The 19,755-nt window shown below is 65.1% G+C and carries 23 protein-coding genes; 11 read left to right on the top strand and 12 right to left on the bottom strand.

The genetic code is table 11. From position 1 onward, the window contains the following. Positions 1 to 22 precede the first annotated feature (22 nt). From tilS to ACLIMP_RS06555, 5 genes are all read right to left on the bottom strand, one after another. Complete coding sequence (gene tilS / locus ACLIMP_RS06575) at positions 23 to 1,042, bottom strand: tRNA lysidine(34) synthetase TilS (RefSeq protein WP_443478120.1); 1,020 nt, start codon at positions 1,040 to 1,042, stop codon at positions 23 to 25. Continuing rightward, positions 1,023 to 1,970, bottom strand: a complete 948-nt coding sequence (locus tag ACLIMP_RS06570; RefSeq protein WP_324698289.1) for a tetratricopeptide repeat protein — start codon at positions 1,968 to 1,970, stop codon at positions 1,023 to 1,025. Before ACLIMP_RS06570 ends, tilS begins: the two co-directional genes overlap by 20 nt. Before the next feature lie 140 nt (positions 1,971 to 2,110). Then, the gene (locus ACLIMP_RS06565) at positions 2,111 to 3,043 is read right to left on the bottom strand and encodes a helix-turn-helix domain-containing protein (protein ID WP_443478119.1); all 933 of its coding nucleotides are present in this window, start codon (positions 3,041 to 3,043) and stop codon (positions 2,111 to 2,113) included. Positions 3,044 to 3,266: 223 nt separating this feature from the next. Continuing rightward, the gene (gene ptsP, locus ACLIMP_RS06560; RefSeq protein WP_054439983.1) at positions 3,267 to 5,543 is read right to left on the bottom strand and encodes a phosphoenolpyruvate--protein phosphotransferase; all 2,277 of its coding nucleotides are present in this window, start codon (positions 5,541 to 5,543) and stop codon (positions 3,267 to 3,269) included. 220 nt (positions 5,544 to 5,763) lie between these two features. After that, positions 5,764 to 5,919 (bottom strand): DUF465 domain-containing protein, encoded by a 156-nt coding sequence (locus ACLIMP_RS06555; RefSeq protein ID WP_082370483.1) that lies wholly within the window; start codon positions 5,917 to 5,919, stop codon positions 5,764 to 5,766. A gap of 222 nt (positions 5,920 to 6,141) precedes the next feature. Between ACLIMP_RS06555 and ACLIMP_RS06550 the strand changes: the two genes are divergently transcribed. Together ACLIMP_RS06550 and ACLIMP_RS06545 are read left to right on the top strand one after the other, a co-directional pair. Next, complete coding sequence (locus ACLIMP_RS06550; RefSeq protein ID WP_054440133.1) at positions 6,142 to 6,339, top strand: YdcH family protein; 198 nt, start codon at positions 6,142 to 6,144, stop codon at positions 6,337 to 6,339. A 136-nt stretch (positions 6,340 to 6,475) separates the two neighbouring features. Further along, complete coding sequence (locus ACLIMP_RS06545) at positions 6,476 to 6,976, top strand: DUF1465 family protein (protein WP_054440131.1); 501 nt, start codon at positions 6,476 to 6,478, stop codon at positions 6,974 to 6,976. Here the strand turns inward: ACLIMP_RS06545 and glpK are convergent. Beyond that, positions 6,942 to 8,420, bottom strand: coding sequence for a glycerol kinase GlpK (gene glpK, locus ACLIMP_RS06540; protein ID WP_324698282.1), 1,479 nt, complete (start codon positions 8,418 to 8,420; stop codon positions 6,942 to 6,944). The two genes, ACLIMP_RS06545 and glpK, sit on opposite strands and share 35 nt — an antisense overlap. A gap of 62 nt (positions 8,421 to 8,482) precedes the next feature. Here glpK and ACLIMP_RS06535 point away from each other — a divergent pair, with 62 nt between their 5' ends. The 3 genes from ACLIMP_RS06535 (at position 8,483) to nadA (ending at position 11,265) form a co-directional block, all read left to right on the top strand. Further along, entirely contained in the window at positions 8,483 to 9,370 is an 888-nt protein-coding gene (locus tag ACLIMP_RS06535; protein WP_324698281.1) for an MBL fold metallo-hydrolase, read from the top strand. A gap of 76 nt (positions 9,371 to 9,446) precedes the next feature. Further along, on the top strand, positions 9,447 to 10,166 hold the full coding sequence (locus tag ACLIMP_RS06530; protein WP_324698279.1) for a hypothetical protein: 720 nt from the start codon (positions 9,447 to 9,449) through the stop codon (positions 10,164 to 10,166). A gap of 112 nt (positions 10,167 to 10,278) precedes the next feature. Further along, positions 10,279 to 11,265, top strand: a complete 987-nt coding sequence (gene nadA, locus ACLIMP_RS06525) for a quinolinate synthase NadA (protein WP_054439973.1) — start codon at positions 10,279 to 10,281, stop codon at positions 11,263 to 11,265. A 22-nt stretch (positions 11,266 to 11,287) separates the two neighbouring features. Here nadA and ACLIMP_RS06520 read toward each other — a convergent pair whose 3' ends face one another. The 3 genes from ACLIMP_RS06520 to ACLIMP_RS06510 form a co-directional block, all read right to left on the bottom strand. Next, entirely contained in the window at positions 11,288 to 11,836 is a 549-nt protein-coding gene (locus tag ACLIMP_RS06520) for a pseudouridine synthase (RefSeq protein ID WP_185997959.1), read from the bottom strand. A gap of 44 nt (positions 11,837 to 11,880) precedes the next feature. Beyond that, a complete protein-coding gene (locus ACLIMP_RS06515) occupies positions 11,881 to 12,864 on the bottom strand; it encodes a TerC family protein (RefSeq protein ID WP_185997960.1) in 984 nt (327 codons plus the stop codon). A gap of 71 nt (positions 12,865 to 12,935) precedes the next feature. Then, the gene (locus ACLIMP_RS06510; protein ID WP_054440127.1) at positions 12,936 to 13,121 is read right to left on the bottom strand and encodes a DUF465 domain-containing protein; all 186 of its coding nucleotides are present in this window, start codon (positions 13,119 to 13,121) and stop codon (positions 12,936 to 12,938) included. Positions 13,122 to 13,408: 287 nt separating this feature from the next. Here ACLIMP_RS06510 and ACLIMP_RS06505 point away from each other — a divergent pair, with 287 nt between their 5' ends. From ACLIMP_RS06505 to ACLIMP_RS06480, 6 genes are all read left to right on the top strand, one after another. Then, positions 13,409 to 14,323: an SPFH domain-containing protein gene (locus ACLIMP_RS06505; protein WP_054439968.1), complete on the top strand. Its 915-nt coding sequence runs from the start codon at positions 13,409 to 13,411 to the stop codon at positions 14,321 to 14,323. A 13-nt stretch (positions 14,324 to 14,336) separates the two neighbouring features. Continuing rightward, the gene (locus ACLIMP_RS06500) at positions 14,337 to 14,546 is read left to right on the top strand and encodes a type II toxin-antitoxin system antitoxin (RefSeq protein WP_324698273.1); all 210 of its coding nucleotides are present in this window, start codon (positions 14,337 to 14,339) and stop codon (positions 14,544 to 14,546) included. After that, positions 14,543 to 14,812: a hypothetical protein gene (locus ACLIMP_RS06495; protein ID WP_324698271.1), complete on the top strand. Its 270-nt coding sequence runs from the start codon at positions 14,543 to 14,545 to the stop codon at positions 14,810 to 14,812. Before ACLIMP_RS06500 ends, ACLIMP_RS06495 begins: the two co-directional genes overlap by 4 nt. Before the next feature lie 67 nt (positions 14,813 to 14,879). Next, a complete protein-coding gene (locus tag ACLIMP_RS06490) occupies positions 14,880 to 15,827 on the top strand; it encodes a right-handed parallel beta-helix repeat-containing protein (RefSeq protein ID WP_324698269.1) in 948 nt (315 codons plus the stop codon). A 76-nt stretch (positions 15,828 to 15,903) separates the two neighbouring features. After that, a complete protein-coding gene (locus ACLIMP_RS06485) occupies positions 15,904 to 16,263 on the top strand; it encodes a hypothetical protein (RefSeq protein ID WP_054439959.1) in 360 nt (119 codons plus the stop codon). A gap of 63 nt (positions 16,264 to 16,326) precedes the next feature. Next, positions 16,327 to 16,626, top strand: coding sequence for a hypothetical protein (locus ACLIMP_RS06480; RefSeq protein WP_054439957.1), 300 nt, complete (start codon positions 16,327 to 16,329; stop codon positions 16,624 to 16,626). Between the two features lie 113 nt (positions 16,627 to 16,739). Here the strand turns inward: ACLIMP_RS06480 and ribA are convergent, their stop codons facing one another. From ribA to ACLIMP_RS06465, 3 genes are all read right to left on the bottom strand, one after another. Then, complete coding sequence (gene ribA, locus ACLIMP_RS06475; protein ID WP_082370482.1) at positions 16,740 to 17,870, bottom strand: GTP cyclohydrolase II; 1,131 nt, start codon at positions 17,868 to 17,870, stop codon at positions 16,740 to 16,742. After that, positions 17,819 to 18,625: an exodeoxyribonuclease III gene (gene xth, locus ACLIMP_RS06470; RefSeq protein WP_443478118.1), complete on the bottom strand. Its 807-nt coding sequence runs from the start codon at positions 18,623 to 18,625 to the stop codon at positions 17,819 to 17,821. The genes ribA and xth overlap by 52 nt, the downstream gene beginning before the upstream one ends. Positions 18,626 to 19,082: 457 nt before the next feature. Next, positions 19,083 to 19,739 carry a LolA family protein gene (locus tag ACLIMP_RS06465; RefSeq protein ID WP_324698266.1) on the bottom strand — a complete coding sequence of 219 codons (657 nt, stop codon included), beginning with the start codon at positions 19,737 to 19,739 and terminating at the stop codon, positions 19,083 to 19,085. Between the last annotated feature and the right edge of the window lie 16 nt (positions 19,740 to 19,755).

Below are 19,755 nucleotides of genomic sequence, written 5' to 3'. Positions count from 1 at the left end.
CCGGCACTCGCTGACCGGAAACCTAACCCTCGCTCTTCACCGGCCGGGTTCTCTTCGCTGCCCGAACGGGCGCCTTCGCAAAACTCCAGCCGCCGGCATTGGGCCGCACGACCAGTTCTCCGATCGAGGCGGGCCGCCCTTCCTGCAAGCTTACCAGCAAGCGCGCCACCGCGCTTCCGCGCGGCTCCTCGCCGCCAAGTTCGACCACGCAGCGCGCCAGCACGCGCAGGACCACCGCGCGCGGCGCCTGCGGGCGGTAGCGCAGTCCCATGGGCTCTCGGGTGATGCAGGACCGCCATTCCAGTGCCGCCATCCAATCCAGCGCAGCATCGGCCTCGGCAAGATGTTCCGCGCTCTGGGCAATGGCGGCAACGTCCAGCCAGTCGGCCGAAGCAAGCGCCTTGCGGATGCGCACGCGGTCGAACCGGTCGTTGGCATTGCTGGGGTCTTCCGCCGGAACGACGCCCGCGGCCGCTACCACCTCGGCCAGTTCCTCCCGCCGCCAGCCCAGTACCGGGCGCAGCAGGGGAATGGCGGTTCCCGGCACCTGCCCCCGCCCGCGCGTTCCGGCAAGGCCGCTGACCCCGCTCGCCCGGTTGAGGCGCATAAGCAGGGTCTCGGCCTGATCGTCGGCATGATGCGCGGTCGTGAGCGCGGCGAGACCGCGCTCCGCGATCCATTCCGCCATGGCCGCATAGCGGGCGGCGCGGGCCTCGGCCTGTACGTTGCCGGGCGAAACCTCAACCTGCAACGTTGCATGAGCCACGCCGAGCCGGGCGCAGAGCGCTGCGACCGCCGCAGCTTCCGCCGCGCTCGCAGCGCGAAGCTGATGGTCGACGGTTGCGGCCTCGATCCGGCCGGGCAAGGCGGCCTGCGCCAGCAGCAGCAAGGCCGTACTGTCCGGCCCGCCGGAAACCGCAACCGCAAGCCGCGCCCGCGGCTCATCGATCGCTTCGCCCCAGATCGCAGCCAGCCCCGCCCGAAACCGTGCAACGGCTTCGGGCGTCGGCATCAGCATCGGGTCAGGCGCAGCCAAGTCCATTGCGCGTGGAATCGTACGTGCCCTTCAGGCGACCGGCGGCCTCGCTGGCGTAAGTCTCGCTGAACTCGGCGAGAGCGATGCAGGCCCGCTTGTTGTCCTTGAGCTGCTTCATCGACACGGCGAGATAGAGCAGGCTGTCAGGCGCACGATCGCCCCGCTTGTCGGTCTGGTAGTTCTGGACGAACCACTTGGCGGCCTCCAGAGGGTTGCCGTCATCGAGATAGGCACGGCCCAGCAGGTTGCGGCCCCAGCTCGCGCGGGCATGACGCGGGTACTTTTCAAGGTAGAGCTTCAGCTGCTGCTGTGCTTCGGGATAGAACTTCGCTTCCCAGAGACGGAAGCCGTAGCTGTACTCGTCATCGCCCGGATCGGCGGACTGCGGCTTCACGATAGCCTTCACCGCCTCGATCCGCGAGTTCGACGGTGCCGCCGGACGCGGCGTGGAGGGCTGCGCGGCAGGAGTCGTCGAAGTCGGCGCGGGGCTGGCCCCGCCGCTCATCGCATTGAGATTGGACTGCGCGGCAGGGCCCCCCGACAGAGGCGCCGGAGCCGGCACACCTGCGGCAAGGCGCGCCTCAATCTGGTTGATGCGGTTGGTGTTCTGTTCGACCTGCGAGGTCAGACCGCGGATCTGCGCCTCGATCGAATCCATGCGCAGAAGAATATCGCTGACCGGCGTGGTCGCGGGCTGGCCCGGTGCCGGGGCAGGCACCGGCGTGCCGGGCGTGATTTCAGGCTGGAAGAACTTGCCGTCTCCGCCCGGGAACACCTTGCGCTGAAGTGCGCGAACCTCGGACTCCACCTTCTTGAGGCGGGAATCCGTGGATTCCTGGGCCTGGGCCGGCAGGCTCATGCCGACCAGCGCCAAAGCAACGGCACTCGTCGCGGCCAGGCGCATCGAGCGGATTGCCACAAGGGAACGATTCATCGCCAGGTCTACTCCGTATCGGGGCGCCCCGCGCCCATCGCGTTCCGTCACGCCATGCAGGGGCGCGACAGAACCGCTCGTTAACCAGAATTGTCTTGCGACCGATGTGCCGCAAGCCCCGCCCCCTTGTCGAGGCGGGCCTATTGGGAAGTCGTGGAAAGCGGCGCGGCAGTCTGTCCCGCATTCGGCCCGACAGTAGGCCCGGCAGTGGGAACCGCAGCCGTTGGAGCGGCGATTCCGGTTGCGCCTGCCGGCGCCCCGGCCTGTCCACGCGCCAGCAGGTCGGCAGGAACCAGCGAAACACTCGACATCGTCATCGGCTTGGCCGCGAGCGCCGGAATGGCCTTTCCGCCGACCGTGATCGCCAGCCCATCGGGACGGCCGGTACGAAGCTGCGGAGCCTGCGCGCCCTCGGGCACGGTCCAGGTTTCACCCTGCTTCAGCACCTTCTCCACCAGCTTGCCCTTGGCATCGGTGACACGCAGCCAGACGCCCTCGACCGTGGCAGCTAGCACCACCGGACCGTTGGTGGGCTGCACCGCAGGCGCAGCGGGCTTCGCGGCCACGACTGCGCTCGGAGCAGGCTTGGGCGCATCGGAGATCAGGTCGGGCAACTTGCCTTCAGGCGCGAGATAGCTGCTCCAGAACACCAGCAGCAGCACGATGACCACCAGCGCTCCGGCGGCGGCCACCCAGGCGAGGCGCACCGAAGGCACGCGCGCGGGATCGCCCGGCTCGAAATGCGGAACCATGACCGGTTCGCGACTGTGTCCTTCAGCATCAAGCTGCCGGCGCACCTGCTCCGCAATGGCCTTGTCATCGAGCCCGAGCGCGCGGGCATATGTGCGGGAGAAGCCCACCGCATAAGTCCGTGCGGCAAGGTCACCCAGCCGATCTTCCTCGATCGCGGCAAGATGACGCTCGGCGATGCGGGTCTGCGCGGCGATGTCAGGAAGGCTCAGGCCCTTGGCTTCGCGCGCCTTGCGCAAGGTCGCACCGACGGTGGACGCCGAGCCGCCGGCCGAGACACTGGCCAAACCTTCGGACGGGCCCTGATTTTCAACGTGTTCCATTCCGCTCCCGAAGGGACTGGTAAATCTGATGATGAACGGAATCTACCAAACCGCGCGAGAATCCAAAGTCAATCACGACGCGGGCGATTGTTCGAATTTTTTGCGGTGGATGCGACCCCGTGTACGGCGAGTAGCATTCCCGCAAGACTCCTTCGTGTCAATCGCACCACGGTGCAAAATCCCGTGGGATCAGCCTGCTGCCCCGTTCGATCCACGGCTCCGTTCAGTCCACCGGGATATCCCGCTCCACAGCCCAGGCCGTGAGCGTCGCGCGCATGTCCGCTGGCGGCGCGGCAAGCCATTGCTCCATCGCCGCGCTGATCTCCGCGAGATTGACCTTCGCGACGAGGTCCTTGGTGGGCCCGACCGAGGCCGGCGTGATCGAAAGGCGCCTGATTCCCAGCCCCAGCAGCGCGAGAGCTTCCAGCCGGCGCCCGCCCATTTCGCCGCAGACCGCAATTTCCACGTCATGCCCTTCAAGGCTGCGCACAACGCGCCGCAGGAAGCGCAGGATCGCCGGGCTCAGCCAGTCATAGCGCTCGGCCAGCTTGGGGTTCGACCGGTCGGCCGCGAAGAGGAACTGCGTGAGATCGTTGGTCCCGATCGACAGGAACGATATCTTCGGCGCCAAGAGATCGAGTTGCTCGGCCAGCGCAGGCACTTCCAGCATGATGCCGTAGTGGATCGCCTCGGGCAGCAGCTTCTTCTGGCCGCGCAAGTAGGCGAGCTGCTTTTCGAATACGGCCTTGGCCTGGTCGAATTCCCAGGGTTCGGCCACCAGCGGGAACATGACATGAAGCGTGCGACCGGCAGCCGCCTCAAGCAGCGCGCGGGCCTGCACCTTGAGCAATCCCTCGCGTTCGAGGGCAACGCGCAGCGCGCGCCAGCCCATCGCCGGGTTCTCCTCCCCCTCGCCGTCGTCGTGGCGCAGGTAGGGCAGCGTCTTGTCACCGCCGATGTCGACCGTGCGGAACTTCACCGGCTTGTCACCCGCCGCTTCCATGACATCGCGGTACAGGCGGGTCTGGCGTTCGCGAGAGGGTAGCGTGGCCGATACCAAGAACTGGAACTCGGTGCGGAACAGGCCGATGCCGTCGGCCCCGGTCATGGCGAGATTGGCGATATCGTCGCGCAGCCCCGCGTTTATCATCACCTGGATGCGCGTGCCGTCCAGCGTGGTGGGCTGGACTTCGCGCAGGGCGGCATAGGCCGCCTGGCGCTGCCGGCTCTTGGCGAAGCGGGCCTCGAACGCCTCGACCACGCCGGCCGGAGGGCGCACCATGGCGCTGGCCTGGTCGGCATCGAGCAGGAGCTGGTCGCCTTCCCTCACCACGCCGCGCAGGCCCCGCACACGGCCGAGTACCGGGATGCCCATGGCCCGCGCGACGATCACCACATGGCTGGTGAGCGAGCCTTCCTCCAGGATCACGCCCTTGAGGCGGCGCTTGTCGTATTCGAGCAGTTCGGCCGGGCCGAGATTGCGCGCGATCAGGATCGCGTCGTTCCGCAGGCCCATCGATGCAGCCGTGCCCATCTGGCCGGACACGATCCGCAACAGGCGGTTCGCCAGATCCTCCAGATCGTGCATGCGGTCCGCCAGCAGCGGATCGTCGATCTGGCGCATGCGCATGCGGGTGCGCTGCTGCACGCGCTCGATCGCGGCTTCTGCGGTGAGGCCGGAATCGATGGCTTCGTTGATCCGCCGGGTCCAGCCTTCATCGTAAGCGAACATGCGGTAGGTTTCGAGCACTTCCTCATGCTCGCCCCCCATGCCGAATTCGGCCTGGCTGGCCATCCGGTCGATCTGTTCGCGCATCTTGTCGAAGGCGTGGATAACGCGCTGCCGCTCCGCCTCGGTATCCTCGGCAACGACATGCTCGATATTGACGCGCGGCTGATGATAGACGGCCTGTCCCGAGGCAAGACCTTTCACCAGCGTGAGCCCACGCAATTGCTCCGGCCCCGTCTGCGCGGAGCCGAGGGCATGAACATCCACCTCGTCGATGAGGTCGGCATTGGTGATGACTTCGGACAGGACCATGGCGACGGTCTGAAGCGCCTCGATCTCCACTTCCTCGTAGCGGCGCGGCTCTACGTGCTGGACGCAGAGCACGCCCACGGCGCGTTCGCGCCGCACGATCGGCACGCCTGCGAAGGAGTGGAAACGGTCTTCCCCGGTTTCCGGGCGATAGGAAAAGTCCGGATGAGTGGCGGCTTCGGCGAGGTTGAGCGTCTCGATCCGTTCCCCGATCATGCCAACAAGGCCTTCGCCTATGGCCATGCGGGTAACGTGGACGGCTTCCTGGGCCAGGCCGCGCGTGGCGAAAAGTTCCAGCATCCCCTCGCGCAGGAGATAGATCGAACAGACCTCGCTGTTGAGGCATTCGCCGATCACTTCCACCACGGTATTCAGCTTGGCTTGCGCGTGGTTGCGCGACGCCATGACCTCATGGAGGCGGGTGAGGATGTTTCGTGCTGCTTCTACGGCTCCGCTGGTCATGGCAACCCGAGTAACCCAAAGAGTCCGCTTTGGGAACGCAGCGTGCGGTTAAAAGATCAGTTAGTTCGCCTTGGCGCGCACAGCGATCAAGCCCGCGCTCCGGCGATCATTCGCGCAGCATCCCCCCATTTGCGCAGCACCCCCGATGCGTCGACGCACCGGGGGCACCTCTGGAGCGGCGCCCGGTCCCTTCAGGCAGACCCGTGGGGGACGCGCCGGCTCAATGACGCAAGAGTTCTTCCTTCAGCTTCAGCTTTCGCTTCTTGAGGGCCTGGATCATGACGGCGTCAGGCATGGGTCGGCTCAACTCGTCATGAATCTGTCTTTCGATTCCGGCATGTTTGAGCTGCAAGGCGCTGACGTGCGAACTATCCATGGACGGTTCTCCTCTTTTCCGGGGGGTGGGCCGTATCCTTGCCGGCGACCATTGTTGGCGACTCGGCATCATCGATGCGGCGCAAAAAGGATGGAACCACATCCTGCCCATCTTGCGAAGACCGCTAATGCTACATATCGGTGAATCGCACGCCTGCTGCGTCAAGCGGGAGGCGGCGAAAGACGCAATGATGACAGCCATTCGATGACAGGGAATTCCGGCGTGACCGAAGAGGAAATGCGCAAGCGCCTGGAAATTCTCAGGATTGAACACCGCGATCTCGATGCCGCGATCGATGCGCTGAACGCCGCTGGTGCCGGCGACCAGATGCAGATCGCCCGCCTCAAGAAGCGCAAGCTCAGGCTCAAGGACCAGATTTCGGTGATCGAAGATTATCTGATCCCCGACATCATCGCCTGACTGGCACAATCACGACAAGGCGAACCGGACGCCAGGTTCGGAAAAGCGTGCCGAACGGGGACAACGCCCGGATTTGCTTCGGAAAATGGCATTCGGCCAGTTGCCCGGGACTCGCTGTTCCGAAATATGAATGCCGATGCCCAATTCCGCGACCATAAACCCGCGCATCGTCGAGGCGCTCTATTGCGAGGCGTTGGTGCTTTCGGACGAGGTGCGCCACGCCTTCACGCTGGCGCGCCGCCTTGAAGGCTCGATGGCGGAAGAGGATCTCGCCCGTGTCGCGCTCTCGAGCGAGGGCCTGCGCACCACCACCCGCATGATGCACGCGATTGCCTGGCTGCTGAACCACCGGGCGTACTTCATGGGCGAACTTACCGAATTCCAGCTTCGCCGCCATGGCCGGCTTTCGTCCATGCTGCGCAACTCCGAACCCGCCCAGCTCGCCCTGCTCGAACCGCAGGTTGCCGAACTGGTGGAAACGACCCGCCGGTTCTACGACCGGCTCATGAGGCTGGACCAGCGCTGGCGGCTCACCGAAGAGGCCGAGCCCAGCGGGATCGAGCGCCTGCGCGAACGGATCGAACGCCGGCTCGCCGATACGCTCAAACCGAAGCCAGCGCCTTTTCCCACAACCTGACGCGCTCGTCGCGCACCGCTCCCGCCATATCGGGCGAAAATGCCCGGCGCTTTCCGCCCATGGCCTCTACCGCTGCCTCCAACGACGGGAACAGCCCCGCGCCGTGCGCAGCCAGCACCGCAGCACCAAGCGCAGTGGTTTCGACGAATTCCGGACGCTCCACCGTGAGGTCGAGCACATCGGCAATATCCTGCGCCATCCAGTCGTTTGCGCTCATGCCGCCATCGATCCTGAGCGAAGTCCAGCGCGCACCGTCTGCGGCGAACGCTTCGGCAAGGTCGCGGGTCTGCATCGCCATGGCCTCCAGCGCCGCACGGGCCAGATGCGCGCGCGAACTGGCAAAGGAGAGCCCGGTGATAGAAGCCCGCGCCTCCGCCCGCCAGTGCGGCGCCCCCAATCCCGACAGCGCCGGTACGATGACCACGCCGCCACAATCCGGCACCGAGCGGGCGAGAACTTCGGTTTCGGCCGCAGCATCGACCAGGCCGAGACTGTCGCGAAGCCATTGCACAAGGCTACCCGCCACGAAGACCGAACCTTCGAGCGCATAAGTCCGCACGCCGCCAAGTTGGCACAGCACTGTCGCCAGGAGGCGGTGACGCGAGGCAGGCACTTTGTCGCCCATGTTCGCCAGCACGAAAGCACCGGTGCCGTAAGTCGCCTTGGTCGCGCCGGGGGCAAGGCAGCCCTGCCCCAGCGTTGCCGCCTGCTGATCGCCCGCGATCCCGGTGACGGGTACGGCCGCGCCGAACCACTGCGCCTCAACCATGGCCAAGTCTCCCGCGCTGTCGCAGACTTCGGGAAGGGCCGCGCGCGGCACCCCGAACAAGTCGCATAGCGCCTCGTCCCAGCAAGCGCCCTCAAGCGGCAAAAGCGCGGTGCGGCTGGCATTGGTGGCATCTGTCAGGTGCGCGCCGCCGGTAAGGCGGAACAACAGCCATGAATCGACGGTTCCGAAAGCCAGCCTTCCGGCATCTGCCGCGTCACGGACTTCAGGCACTTCATCCAGCAGCCAGCGCATCTTCGTGGCGGAAAAATAAGGATCGAGCAGCAGGCCGGTGCGGGCCTGGACCACCGCCTCGTGCCCGTCCCGGCGCAGCTGCGCACAGGCCGGTTCGGTGCGCCGGTCCTGCCAGACCAGAGCGCGGGCGAGCGGGGCGCCGCTCTTCTTGTCCCAGGCAACCACCGTTTCGCGCTGGTTCGTCACGCCGACCGCCGCGATCCGGGCCGCGCCGCCCACTTGCGCCACGGCCTGCCGGGCGCAGGCAAGCACCCCCTGCCAGATTTCCTCGGCATCATGCTCGACCCAGCCTGCGCGCGGATAGTGCTGCGTCAATTGCCGCTGGGTCAGCGCCCGCAAGGCTCCGTCAGGCGCGAAGACCATGGCCCGGTTCGAGGTCGTCCCCGCATCGATGACCAGAATCAACTCGGCTTCGGACGCCATGCCTGCTTCTCTCCCCACCCGGGCGTCTCGACACATGCCCGGCGAATGACCATATCGGCCACATGGACGCGCTGAAAGACATCGACAAGCCCTATGCCGTATCCGAGCGGATCGCCCCGCTGGTGCGCCGCGTGCTGGCGCGCAACCCTTCGCCGTTCACTTATACCGGCACCCAGACCTATCTCGTCGGCGACGGCGCGGACGTAGCGGTGATCGATCCCGGTCCCGCCGATCCCGAGCATATCGAAGCGATCCTCGAAGCCGTGGGCAAGGCGCGGATCGCCGCGATCTGCTGCACGCATACGCACCGCGACCATTCGCCGGCCACCGTGCCGTTGAAAGCACTCACCGGCGCCCCGATCGTCGGCTGCGCACCGCTGACGCTCGATGACGACGGCCCCCGCGCCGACGCCGCCTTCGACCCCGACTATCGCCCCGACCGTGTTCTGGCGGACGGCGAAACGATTTCGGGAGAGGGCTGGACGCTCGAAGCCGTGGCGACACCCGGGCACACCTCGAACCACTTGTGCTTCGCACTGCCCGAAACCGGGGCCATGTTCACCGGGGATCACGTCATGGGCTGGTCCACCAGCGTCGTATCCCCTCCGGATGGCGACATGACCGCTTATCTCGCCAGCCTCCAGAAGCTCTACGAGCGGGAGCAGGACGCGATCTACTTCCCCGCCCACGGACCCGCCGTGGAAAAGCCGCGCCAGCTCGTGCGCGGCATGATCGGCCATCGCCGCCAGCGCGAACGGCAGATACTCAGGCAGATCGAGGCCGGCCGAGAGACCATCGCCGAGATGGTACCGCTCATGTACAAGGGCGTGGACGAAAGGCTCTGGCCTGCCGCCGGGCGCTCGGTGCTGGCGCATCTCCTTGATCTGGAAAGACGAAACCTCGTAAAGCGCCATGAAGAGGCATGGTCTCTGATGGATAAATTACAGTAATCTGTGGAATTACCGTATTTTTACTTGAGAACATCCATTAAAACTCCGCCACTCCTGGGATGGCGGGGAAATCTTCATGGCAACTTTGCATCGCGTGCGCCTTGGCACCTTGTCGTTCTGGCAGAAAATGGCGATCGGCCTGTCGGCCTTCATCGTCCTGGCTTTCGCGCAGTTCGCACTTAGAGGCATGGCCGATTATCGTCATGCTCCACTTGTCATGCACCTGCACGGCGCGGCGATGCTGGCGTGGCTCGGCCTGCTGGTGACCCAATCGCTACTCGCCGGACATGGCGGGATAGCCCTCCACCGCCGACTCGGCTGGGCCAGCGCGGTGATGGTGCCGCTGATCTTCGTGCTGGTCATAACGCTCAACGTGACGGCGATCAGGCTCGGCATCCAACCGCCGTTCTTCAGCCCGGCCTACTTCCTTGCGCTCGGCATCGTCAGCGTGACGATGTTCGCATTGCTCGTGACGATGGCCGTATCCCGGCGCGGCCAACCGGACTGGCACCGGCGACTCATGCTGGGATCGACCGTGATCCTGCTGGACCCCGCATTGGGCCGGGTACTGCCGATGCCTTTCATCATGCCCTGGGGCGAATGGCTCTCGCTGGCGATCCAGCTTGGCGTCGTGGCGATCGTCGCGCGCCATGACCGCGAAACGACGGGCCGTACACATCCGGCAACGCTGGCCGTCGCGATCTGCGCAGTCCTCACGCACGTTCTGGTGGAACTGCTGGCGGTCATGCCGTGGTGGGGCGATTTCGTCGGCCGGATAGCCCTCGCCAGCGATTGACCGGGGAGGCGCATATTTCCCTTGGGCATTACGGCAAGCATCCCTAGATAGGCCGCAAATCCCGGCAGCCGGATTCCGGCAGGTGACCGGAGCGACCAGACAGAGGGATACCATGACCGTAATGCCCGCCGACCTTTCCGGTATCGACGTGCGCGCCGAAATCGAACGGCTGCGCAAGGAACGCAACGCGGTCATCCTCGCGCATTACTACCAGCGCCCCGAGCTTCAGGACATTGCCGACTTCGTGGGCGACAGTCTCGAACTCAGCCGCAAGGCCGCCGAAACCGACGCTGAAGTGATCGCCTTCTGCGGCGTGAAGTTCATGGCCGAAACCGCCAAGATCCTCTCGCCGAACAAGATCGTGGTCCTGCCCGACCTCGAAGCCGGTTGCAGCCTTGAGGATTCCTGCCCGCCGGAGAAGTTCAAGGCCTTCCGCGAAGCGCATCCGGATCACATCGCGCTCACCTACATCAACTGCTCGACCGAGGTGAAGGCGCTGTCCGACATCATCGTCACCAGTTCCAGCGCCGAGACGATCCTCCAGCAGATTCCCGCCGACCAGAAGATCATCTTCGGCCCGGACCGCCACCTCGGCGGCTACCTCAGCCGCAAGTTCGACCGCGAAATGCTGCTCTGGCCCGGCGTCTGCATCGTGCATGAGGCATTTTCGGAAACCGAACTGCTCAAGCTCAAGGCGCAACATCCCACGGCGCCGATCGCCGCGCATCCGGAATGCCCCCCGCACATCGTCGACCATGCCGATTACGTCGGTTCGACCAGCGGCATCCTTCAGTATGCGAAGACGATTCCCGGTGATACGCTGATCGTCGCCACCGAGCCGCACATCATTCACCAGATGCAGCTCGCGATCCCGAACAAGACCTTCATCGGCGCGCCGGGTGCGGACGGCAACTGCAACTGCAACATCTGCCCTTACATGGCGCTCAACACGATGGAGAAGCTCTACGTCGCCCTGCGCGACTTGGAGCCACGCATTGAGATTGAGGAACAGCTCCGCCTCGATGCCAAGCGCAGCCTCGACCGAATGCTGGAAATGGCCAGCGGCACGGTGGGCAAGGGCGATCTCGGCACCCGCTGAGCGTCCACGCGCACTCAGGTCGTCAGACAGAAACCTCGCGCCATTCACCCGGCGCGAGGCCATCCAGCGCCCACTCGCCCACCCGCTGGCGCACGAGGCGCAGGGTGGGATGGCCGATCGCCGCGGTCATGCGGCGCACCTGCCGGTTGCGACCTTCCGTGATGGACAGCTCTATCCAGCAGTCCGGCACCGTCTTGCGGAAACGCACCGGCGGATTGCGCGGCCAGAGCTGCGGATCGTCCAGACGCTTTGCCCTTGCCGGGCGGGTCGGCCCATCGTTGAGCATCACCCCCTTGCGCAGCGCTTCCAGAGCAGGCTCATCGGGCTCTCCTTCAACTTGTGCGAAGTAGGTCTTGGCGATCTTGAATTTCGGGTCGGCGATCCGTGACTGGAGCCGCCCATCGTCGGTCAGCAGCAGCAATCCCTCACTGTCACGGTCAAGCCGGCCTGCCGGGTAGACTCCGGGCACGTCGATATAGTCCGAAAGAGTTGCGCGCGGCGTGGGCGAGCGCACATCCGTAAACTGCGAGAGGACATCGTAGGGCTTGTTGAACAGGATGAGGCGCGCCATGGCCTATGCCCTAGCAGGGCGCCTCATCCGTTCATAGCCACGCGTCAGTGTCCGATCCGGGGCTCCTCCCCGCGCGTCTTCCACAAGGACCAGCCCACGCCGCCCGCGATCAGCGCCAACGTGACGCCCAGGCTGATCAGCGGCGGGAACTTCGCCCCGCCCATCACGAAGTCCGCAACGAGAATCTTGGCGCCGATGAACACCAGCACGAGTGCGAGGGCATACTTCAGGTAATGGAAACGGTGCACCATCGCCGCCAGCGCGAAGTATAGCGCGCGCAGGCCGAGGATCGCCATGATGTTCGAGGTATAGACGATGAAAGTGTCGGTCGTGATCGAGAAGATCGCCGGCACCGAATCCACTGCGAACACCAGGTCGGCCAGGTTGATGATGACCAGCGCCAGGAACAGCGGCGTGGCCGCCCAGACGAGCCTGCCTGCCTCATTCCTCTCGCGCACGAAGAAGTGCTCTGCGTGATGCGCCTTGGTCACGCGCATGTGGCGTGAAATCCAGCGGATCACGGGGTTGTTGCCGATATCGGGATCCTGCTCTTTCGCGAACAGCATCTTCACGCCGGTAAACACGAGGAACGCGGCGAAGATGTACATCACCCAGTGCGCCTGCGACACGAGCGCCACGCCGCCCGCGATCATCAGTCCGCGCAGCACGATCACCGCCATGATGCCCCAGAGAAGCGCGCGGTACTGGTACTTGGGCGCAATCGCGAAGAAGCCGAAGATCATCGAGATCACGAAGACGTTGTCGATCGAGAGCGCCTTCTCGATGAAGTAGCCGGTGAAATAGGCAATGCCGTCTTCCGAGCCCTTGGCCCACCAGACCCACGCCCCGAAAACCGAGGCGATGGCAATGTAGAAGACCGAGAGCCGCAGCGATTCGGCAATGCCCATTTCCCGGTCTTCCTTGTGCAGGAAGCCGAGATCGAACGCGGTCAGTACGAAAACGAGGCCGGCAAACGCCAGCCAGAACCAGGCGGGCGTACCCAACCAGTCATAGAAAAGAAAATCCACGGCGATCACCTGAAGCAGGAGAAGAAGGAAGCGCCGGCGCGAAAAGGGGGGGGATCACGCCGGCGCAAGGGTTACAGGCTGTGCGCAACGGCGCTGGGGGGGAGTAGCAACCGTGCCAGCCTGCCCCTGAACTCCTGTTTCCTTCTCTTCAGCTTCGCGATCTCGAGAGGATCGGCGATGGGCCTGCCCTGCGCGAAACGCAGCAGGGCATCGAGCTTCTGATGGCGCTCGAGCAGTCGGAACATATGATCGGTCATTGTCAAAACCCTATCGAACTTGAGTTGGTTCGATCGGATGACCCGAAGCAAGGTTCCTGTGCCGGAGCTATTTTGGGCTTGGAAGACCCCCGGAACCTGCATCGGTTTCACCCGATGCGGTCCGACATCACGAGGCGCCCGCGTGGATGAAACCACGACCGACGCCGCGCCAGAGGGGCCCGGCCCGCAACGCCCAGATAGCGGCGAATCGTCTGTTTTTCAACCCCGCTTGACCGAATGTGCACATTTGATATTAAAGTGATATCACTTTCAAGGGAGCGTTTTCGATGTCCGAGTCGCATTTGCCCATCAATTCCAGCCGGGAATCGGTGGCTTCGAGCATAAGCGGATATCTGATGCTGGCGGTTCTCGTCGCGCTTCTGGTGCTGGCGGTGGCAAGCATCGCCATGCTCGCGGGCAGCAACGATCCCGCGGCGGGCACGGTGTTCGCAACCCTCGCCCTGATCGTCCCGCTCGTTGTGGTGGCAATTCTGATCGCCTCCGGGTTCTACATGATCCAGCCCAACATGGCGGCCGCGATCACTCTGTTCGGCTCATACCGTGGTACCGACCGCGCCGCCGGACTGCGCTGGGTCTGGCCGTGGATGGCAAAACGCCGGATTTCGGTTCGCGCCAACAACGTGGTTTCGGAAAAGCTCAAGGTGAACGACTTGCGCGGCAATCCGATCGAAATCGCCACCAACGTTGTCTGGCGCGTCGCGGACACCGCTCAGGCACTTTACGACGTGGACGACTACAAAGCGTTCGTGAACGTGCAGATCGAGGCGGCGGTCCGCTCGATCGGTTCGCGCTATGCCTATGACGATGTCGAGGATGCCGAGATCACCCTGCGCGGCAGCCATGCCGAAGTGAACGCCGAATTGCGGGCCGAACTGATCGAGCGCCTGCACGTCGCCGGCCTCACCGTGGACGAATGCGGCCTCACCCACCTGGCTTACGCCCCCGAGATTGCCGGCGCCATGCTGCGCCGCCAGCAGGCCGAAGCCGTGATCGGCGCGCGCCGCAAGCTGGTGGAAGGCGCGGTCTCGATGGTGGAGATGGCGCTGGCACAGCTCTCGGAAAAGAACGTGGTCGAACTCGACGACGAACGCCGGGCAGCGATGGTGTCCAACCTGATGGTGGTGCTCTGCGGCGAACGTGACACGCAGCCGGTGGTCAATACCGGCACGCTCTACCAGTAAGGCTTTCGGGCGAATGGCCAGTCCCGGCAAGAAGGCGTTCGCGCTGCGGCTCGACCCGGTGCTCCACACCGCACTGGAGCGCTGCGCCGCAGCCGATTTCCGTTCGGTCAACGCCCAGGTCGAGGTGCTGCTGCGCGAAGCGCTTGCCCGGCGCGGGATCAAGGTCGAGGCCAGCGAGCCGGCCCGGCGCGGCCGGCCACCGGTTCAGGAGGACGAAGCATGATGCACGAATCGACGAAAGACGGCGCCTGGTTCGCGCCCAAGCGCTTCGGCTACGGCGCGGGCGTGCCGATCGCATGGCAGGGCTGGGCGCTACTGCTGCTCTATGTGGCCTCGGTCGCCGGAATCGCGCTGCTCAACCGTGCCGGCACCACAGGCGCGCGCATGGCCGCCCTAGCTCTGTTCCTGCTCGTGACGGGACTGTTCGTCGTCATCGCGGCAAAGCGCACACGCGGCGGATGGAAGTGGCGCTCCGGCAAGCGCGACTGACCGTCCTGTTCCGGGACGCAGCAAAAGCCGTTAACACAGAGGCGCTTCCGCCGCGCTAGGCAGGGGCATGAACCGCCTAGTTCGACTCGCTCTCGCCTCCGGCGCCCTGCTGCTGACCGCCCTTCCCGCCACCCTGTCTTTCGGGCAAGGCGCGCCGTACACCGTGGTCGAAACCGGCCGCAGCTACACGCGCCTTCAGGATGCGGTGGACGCCATCGGCGAAGGGCGCGGAACCATCCGCTTCGCCTCCATGCGGTTTGCCGACTGCGCGGTGCAGGGCAAGGGGGACGTGACTTACCAGGCGCAGGCTCCCGGCCAGTCGGTGCTTGATGGGGTCGCCTGCGAGGACAAGGCCGCACTGGTCCTGCGCGGGCGCAACGCCCGGATAGAAGGCATGGTCTTTGCCAATATTCGCGTTTCGGACAAGAATGGCGCCGGCGTGCGCCTCGAACACGGCAACCTCTCGATATCGCAGGCCTGGTTCCGCGACAGCGAACAGGGCCTGCTGACCGGCGACGATCCGCAAGGCTCAATCGCGATCGACAAGTCGACCTTTTCGCGCCTCGGCACTTGCGAGGGGTCGGGCTGCGCGCACTCGATCTATGTCGGCAACTACGGCGCGCTGTCCGTCACCCGCAGCCGGTTCGAGGCAGGCACCGGCGGCCATTACCTCAAAAGCCGCGCCGCCCGCATCGAAGTGCTCGATTCCAGCTTCGACGATGCGGCCGGTCGCTCCACCAACTACATGATCGACCTGGCAGACGGTGCAACCGGGCGCGTCGTGGACAACTGGTTCGTCCAGGGGCGCGACAAGGAGAACTACTCCGCCTTCATCGCCGTCGCCGCCGAACACCGCAACCACACCTCGCAAGGGCTGGTCGTGGACGGCAACAACGCCCGCTTCGCACCCGGTATCGACCGCAAGAGCGCCTTCGTGGCCGACTGGTCGGGCGATGCGGTGAAACTGGGTGCCAACACGCTCGGCACCGGACTGGTCCGTTACGAGAAACGCTGAGCCCCTGCATCGCCCGGGCCGATGGATGCCGTGCCGCCGGCTTGTCACGCGCGCCGCGAACCCCTAGCTAAATCACATGCCCCTGGGCTTCGCCTCGTTCCCGCGCTTTCACTTCTGGGCGCTTCTCCTGCTGGCCGCGATCGGCCTTCAGGCCGGCGATCCGATTCGCGCACCCCTGGAACGCACGCAAGGATCGGCGTTCAGCGCGGCCACGCTTGATCTTGCGCTGACTTCCGGCCGCCGTGTCGAAGCAGGCCATGTACAGGCGGTCCCGATGCCGCCCGCGCCGCCAAGAGCCATCCGCGAGATTGCCGTCGTCCGGCTGACAACGCTGGTTCCGGCATCGCCCAGGCACCTGCAACCCGATGTGCGCGGCCCCCCGCCGCGCCACCACCCCGCACGGGTTCCCGACAGCACCGCACCGCCGCTGGCCTGATCCGCTCCTCGCCCGGCGCGCCCAGACGCGCGCCGCACACGAATGCAGATCAAGGGTCATACCATGTCACCAGAAATCAGCGACGCCGCGCGCGTTGAAGATCGAGAGCGCATCTCCGCGCTGCTATCCCGCTATCCGGCGCTGACCGAAGCGGAACTTCAGGAAATCGACATCTGGTTCAAGCGCAGGGCCAGTTCTCTGGACCTCGGCATTCTCGCCGGAACGCCGGAAATCTCACAGCAATACCAGGACTACCGCGCCCAGCATCAGGACCGCTTCAAGCCGAGCGACATCGGCAAGGCAGCCCTGTTCATAGGCGCGGTCGCAGCCGTGGTCGGATCGATCGTACTCATGATCCCCTGACGACGGTGCCGGGGCGCGGCATCCCCCTCACCCCTCGTTCGCGCCCCGGCCTTTTTTCGGATGCACCGCCGCATTGACGGTATGTTCGCCCGGATCGCACCCGGGCGGACGAATCAGAGGATATGCCCCGTGCGATCGCGCTTGGTTTCCAGGTAGCGCGCATTGTGCGGGTTGGCCGGCAATTGATGCGGAACCCGCTCGACCACGTCCACGCCGACACCCTCTAGCGCGGAGACCTTGGCGGGGTTGTTGGTCATCAGCCGGATCGACGATACGCCGAGCAGGTCCAGCATCCGCGCCGCCACGGGAAAATCGCGCGCCTCGGTCGGCAGGCCCAGCCGGTTGTTGGCATCTACGGTGTCATAACCGAGATCCTGCAGACGATAGGCCCGCAGTTTGTTGACGAGGCCGATCCCGCGCCCTTCCTGACGCAAATAGAGCAGCACGCCCCAGCCGCCGTTCTTCGCCTCATCGGCCATGGCGCGCAGGGCGGCATCGAGCTGAGGCCCGCAATCGCACTTGAGGCTGCCCAGGATATCGCCGGTCAGGCATTCCGAATGAAGCCGCACCAGTGGGGCGCGATCGCCGTCCTGCGTGCCGATCACAAGGGCCACATGCTCGCGAAGATCATCGAGCGCGCGGAAGGCAACGATCTCGGCCTCCTCGCACGCGGCAACCGGCAGGCGCGCACGCGAAGCGATCGCAAGCCGGTCGGTATCCTTCCATTCGGCCAGATCGGCCGGCGAAACGGGCTGCACCTCACCGCCCAGTTCGGGTGCGATCAGGAATGCGGGCAGGATGCCCGCAAGGCGTGCCAGCTCCATTGCGGCGCGGGCCATGTCCATGTCGCCGATGTGCTCGGCCGCGAACGGCCCCTTCATCGGATGGGCGAGGTCCAGCGCGGGATCGGCCACCGCGCGGGCGGTTTCCAGATCGAAAGGCTCGGCAGCACGAATCAGCACCGGTGCCTCGGGCACGGCGGCCTCGCGCTGGTTGGCCAGCTTGAGCGTCACCGCGCGGGCGGCCGAGATCAGCATCCGCGGCGCGGTTACCCCCGGCGCGAAGCCGGTTTCGGCCGGCAACAGGATGGCGCCCCCGCCTTGGCCGTCACCGATTCGAATCGCCCAGCCGTGACGCAGCGCATCGAGCGCCAGTGCGACACGGCGAGCCCCGGCCGAAGGTTGCGCCGCGCTCAGAGCGCGAACTCCGTAATAAGCGGGATGTGATCGCTGGGCTGCTCCCAGCGGCGGGTTTCCTCCACGAAGCTGTGTGCACGCGCCTGCTTCGCGAGATCGGGAGAGGCCCACATGTGGTCGAGCCGGCGCCCCTGGTCCTTCTGGCGCCAATAGCTGCGGTAGGACCACCAGGAATAGTTGCGTTCGGGCGCGGGAATGAACTCCCGGCCGAGATCGACCCAGCCGTGCGCATCCTTGAAACGGGTCAGCGTCTCAACCTCGACCGGCGTGTGACTGACGACCTTGAGCAGCGCCTTGTGATTGTAGACGTCCGATTCCAGCGGGGCGATGTTGAAATCGCCGACGATCAGGGTCGGCCGGTCGACCTTGTCGGCCCAGCGCGTCATCCGTTCGAGGAAGTCCAGCTTCTGACCGAACTTCAAATTCACCTCACGGTCGGCCACGTCGCCGCCTGCGGGGATGTAGACGTTTTCGAGGATCATCCCCTGCCCGGCGCCCTGAAGCTCCACGCCGACATGGCGGGCTTCGCCATTGTCCTGCCAGTCATGCCGGCTGAACTCGGTGAAAGGCACGCGGCTGACGGTGGCGACACCATGGTAGCCCTTCTGCCCGTGGATCGCCCGGTGCGTGTAGCCGAGTCGCTCGAACATCTCGTGCGGAAAAAGCGGCTCGGCGACCTTGATCTCCTGAAGGCAAAGAACGTCGGGCGACTGTTCGGTCAGGAAACGCTCGACCTGGTCGATGCGAAGGCGGACAGAATTGATGTTCCAGGTGGCGATCTTCATGCCGCAGGCTTTAGGCATGCCCTTGGCGAATTTCCAGAGCCACGCCGCAAGAAAGCGGGCCCCCTGCCTTCGCGGGCAACATATGACCCAAATCACGAGCGCGTTTTTCTGGCCGATTTTTTCGTCCGGCGGGAGCGAGAATGCTGCCGATTGAGAACCGGAGCGGAGCGGCCTTGATGGCCGTGAGCACCGGAAGCGCAGAGCGGTAGCGTTCGCAGCCCCGCTGGGCGGAAAAAGCAGCCAGAAAAACAAAAACCCTCGGTCCGGGGGCAGAGGACCGAGGGTTCATGTAAGCGTTCGTCACGCTAAATCAGAGGGCCCTGTGGGAGGCGTGGGCAACAGGGGGGAAACCCGCCTCGAACCGCTCTGACCATTTCAATCTAGGCGCTGTTGGCTTGCTGCCAAGTGAACGGAATTCAGAAAAGTGTCGCATTCCGTCGCACGGAGCACTCAGCTCGCGACAAAGCGTTGCACTCTATCGACGGTTGCGGGGACGCGGGTCGTTCCAGCGGAAGTCCGCATCGCCAACCGGCACGCCATAGCGCTGGTTCGAAAGCGAGATCGTGGTGCGCTTGTTCTGCGAATCGAGCGCGACCCAGTAGCTCAGCTCCAACCCACCCGGCGCCGAAGCCTTGCGGGTGAAGATCAGGGTGATGACGCCGTATTCCGGGTGCGAACGATCGCGGACCTCGATGCTGACGACATTGGGATTGCCGGTCTGCCGGACCGTGCCGTATTTCGTCATGTCGCGCCGGGGGTCGATGATCGGTCCCAGCGGAGTATTGCTGATCGGCCAGCGCTGTACCTGCTTCACCGAGTAGTCGATCATGGTCAGCGCCTTGCCGTCGCTGACGATCAGCAACTGGGCGCTCTTCTCGTACTGGAAGCGGATCTTGCCGGGACGCATCAGCGTCAACTGGCCGGTCAGGCTCTGGCCGTTACGGTCAGTCTGGACGAAATCGGCCTTCATCGTCGAGATCGCGCGCAGCGCCTCGACGGCCTGGCTCAACTGCGCCGAATCATCGGATGGCGCGGCCAGTGCGGGCGTCGCCGGAAGGAGGGCAGGAACGGAAAGCGCGGCCAAACTGGCCGCGCCTACGCAAGAGCGAAAGATCTTGAAGGTGCGGTTCATGATGCTCCCATTGGGT

Origin of the sequence: Novosphingobium aeonii, assembly GCF_052279045.1 — a bacterium.
GTDB lineage: Bacteria > Pseudomonadota > Alphaproteobacteria > Sphingomonadales > Sphingomonadaceae > Novosphingobium.
This window is presented reverse-complemented; position numbering and strand designations above follow the sequence as displayed.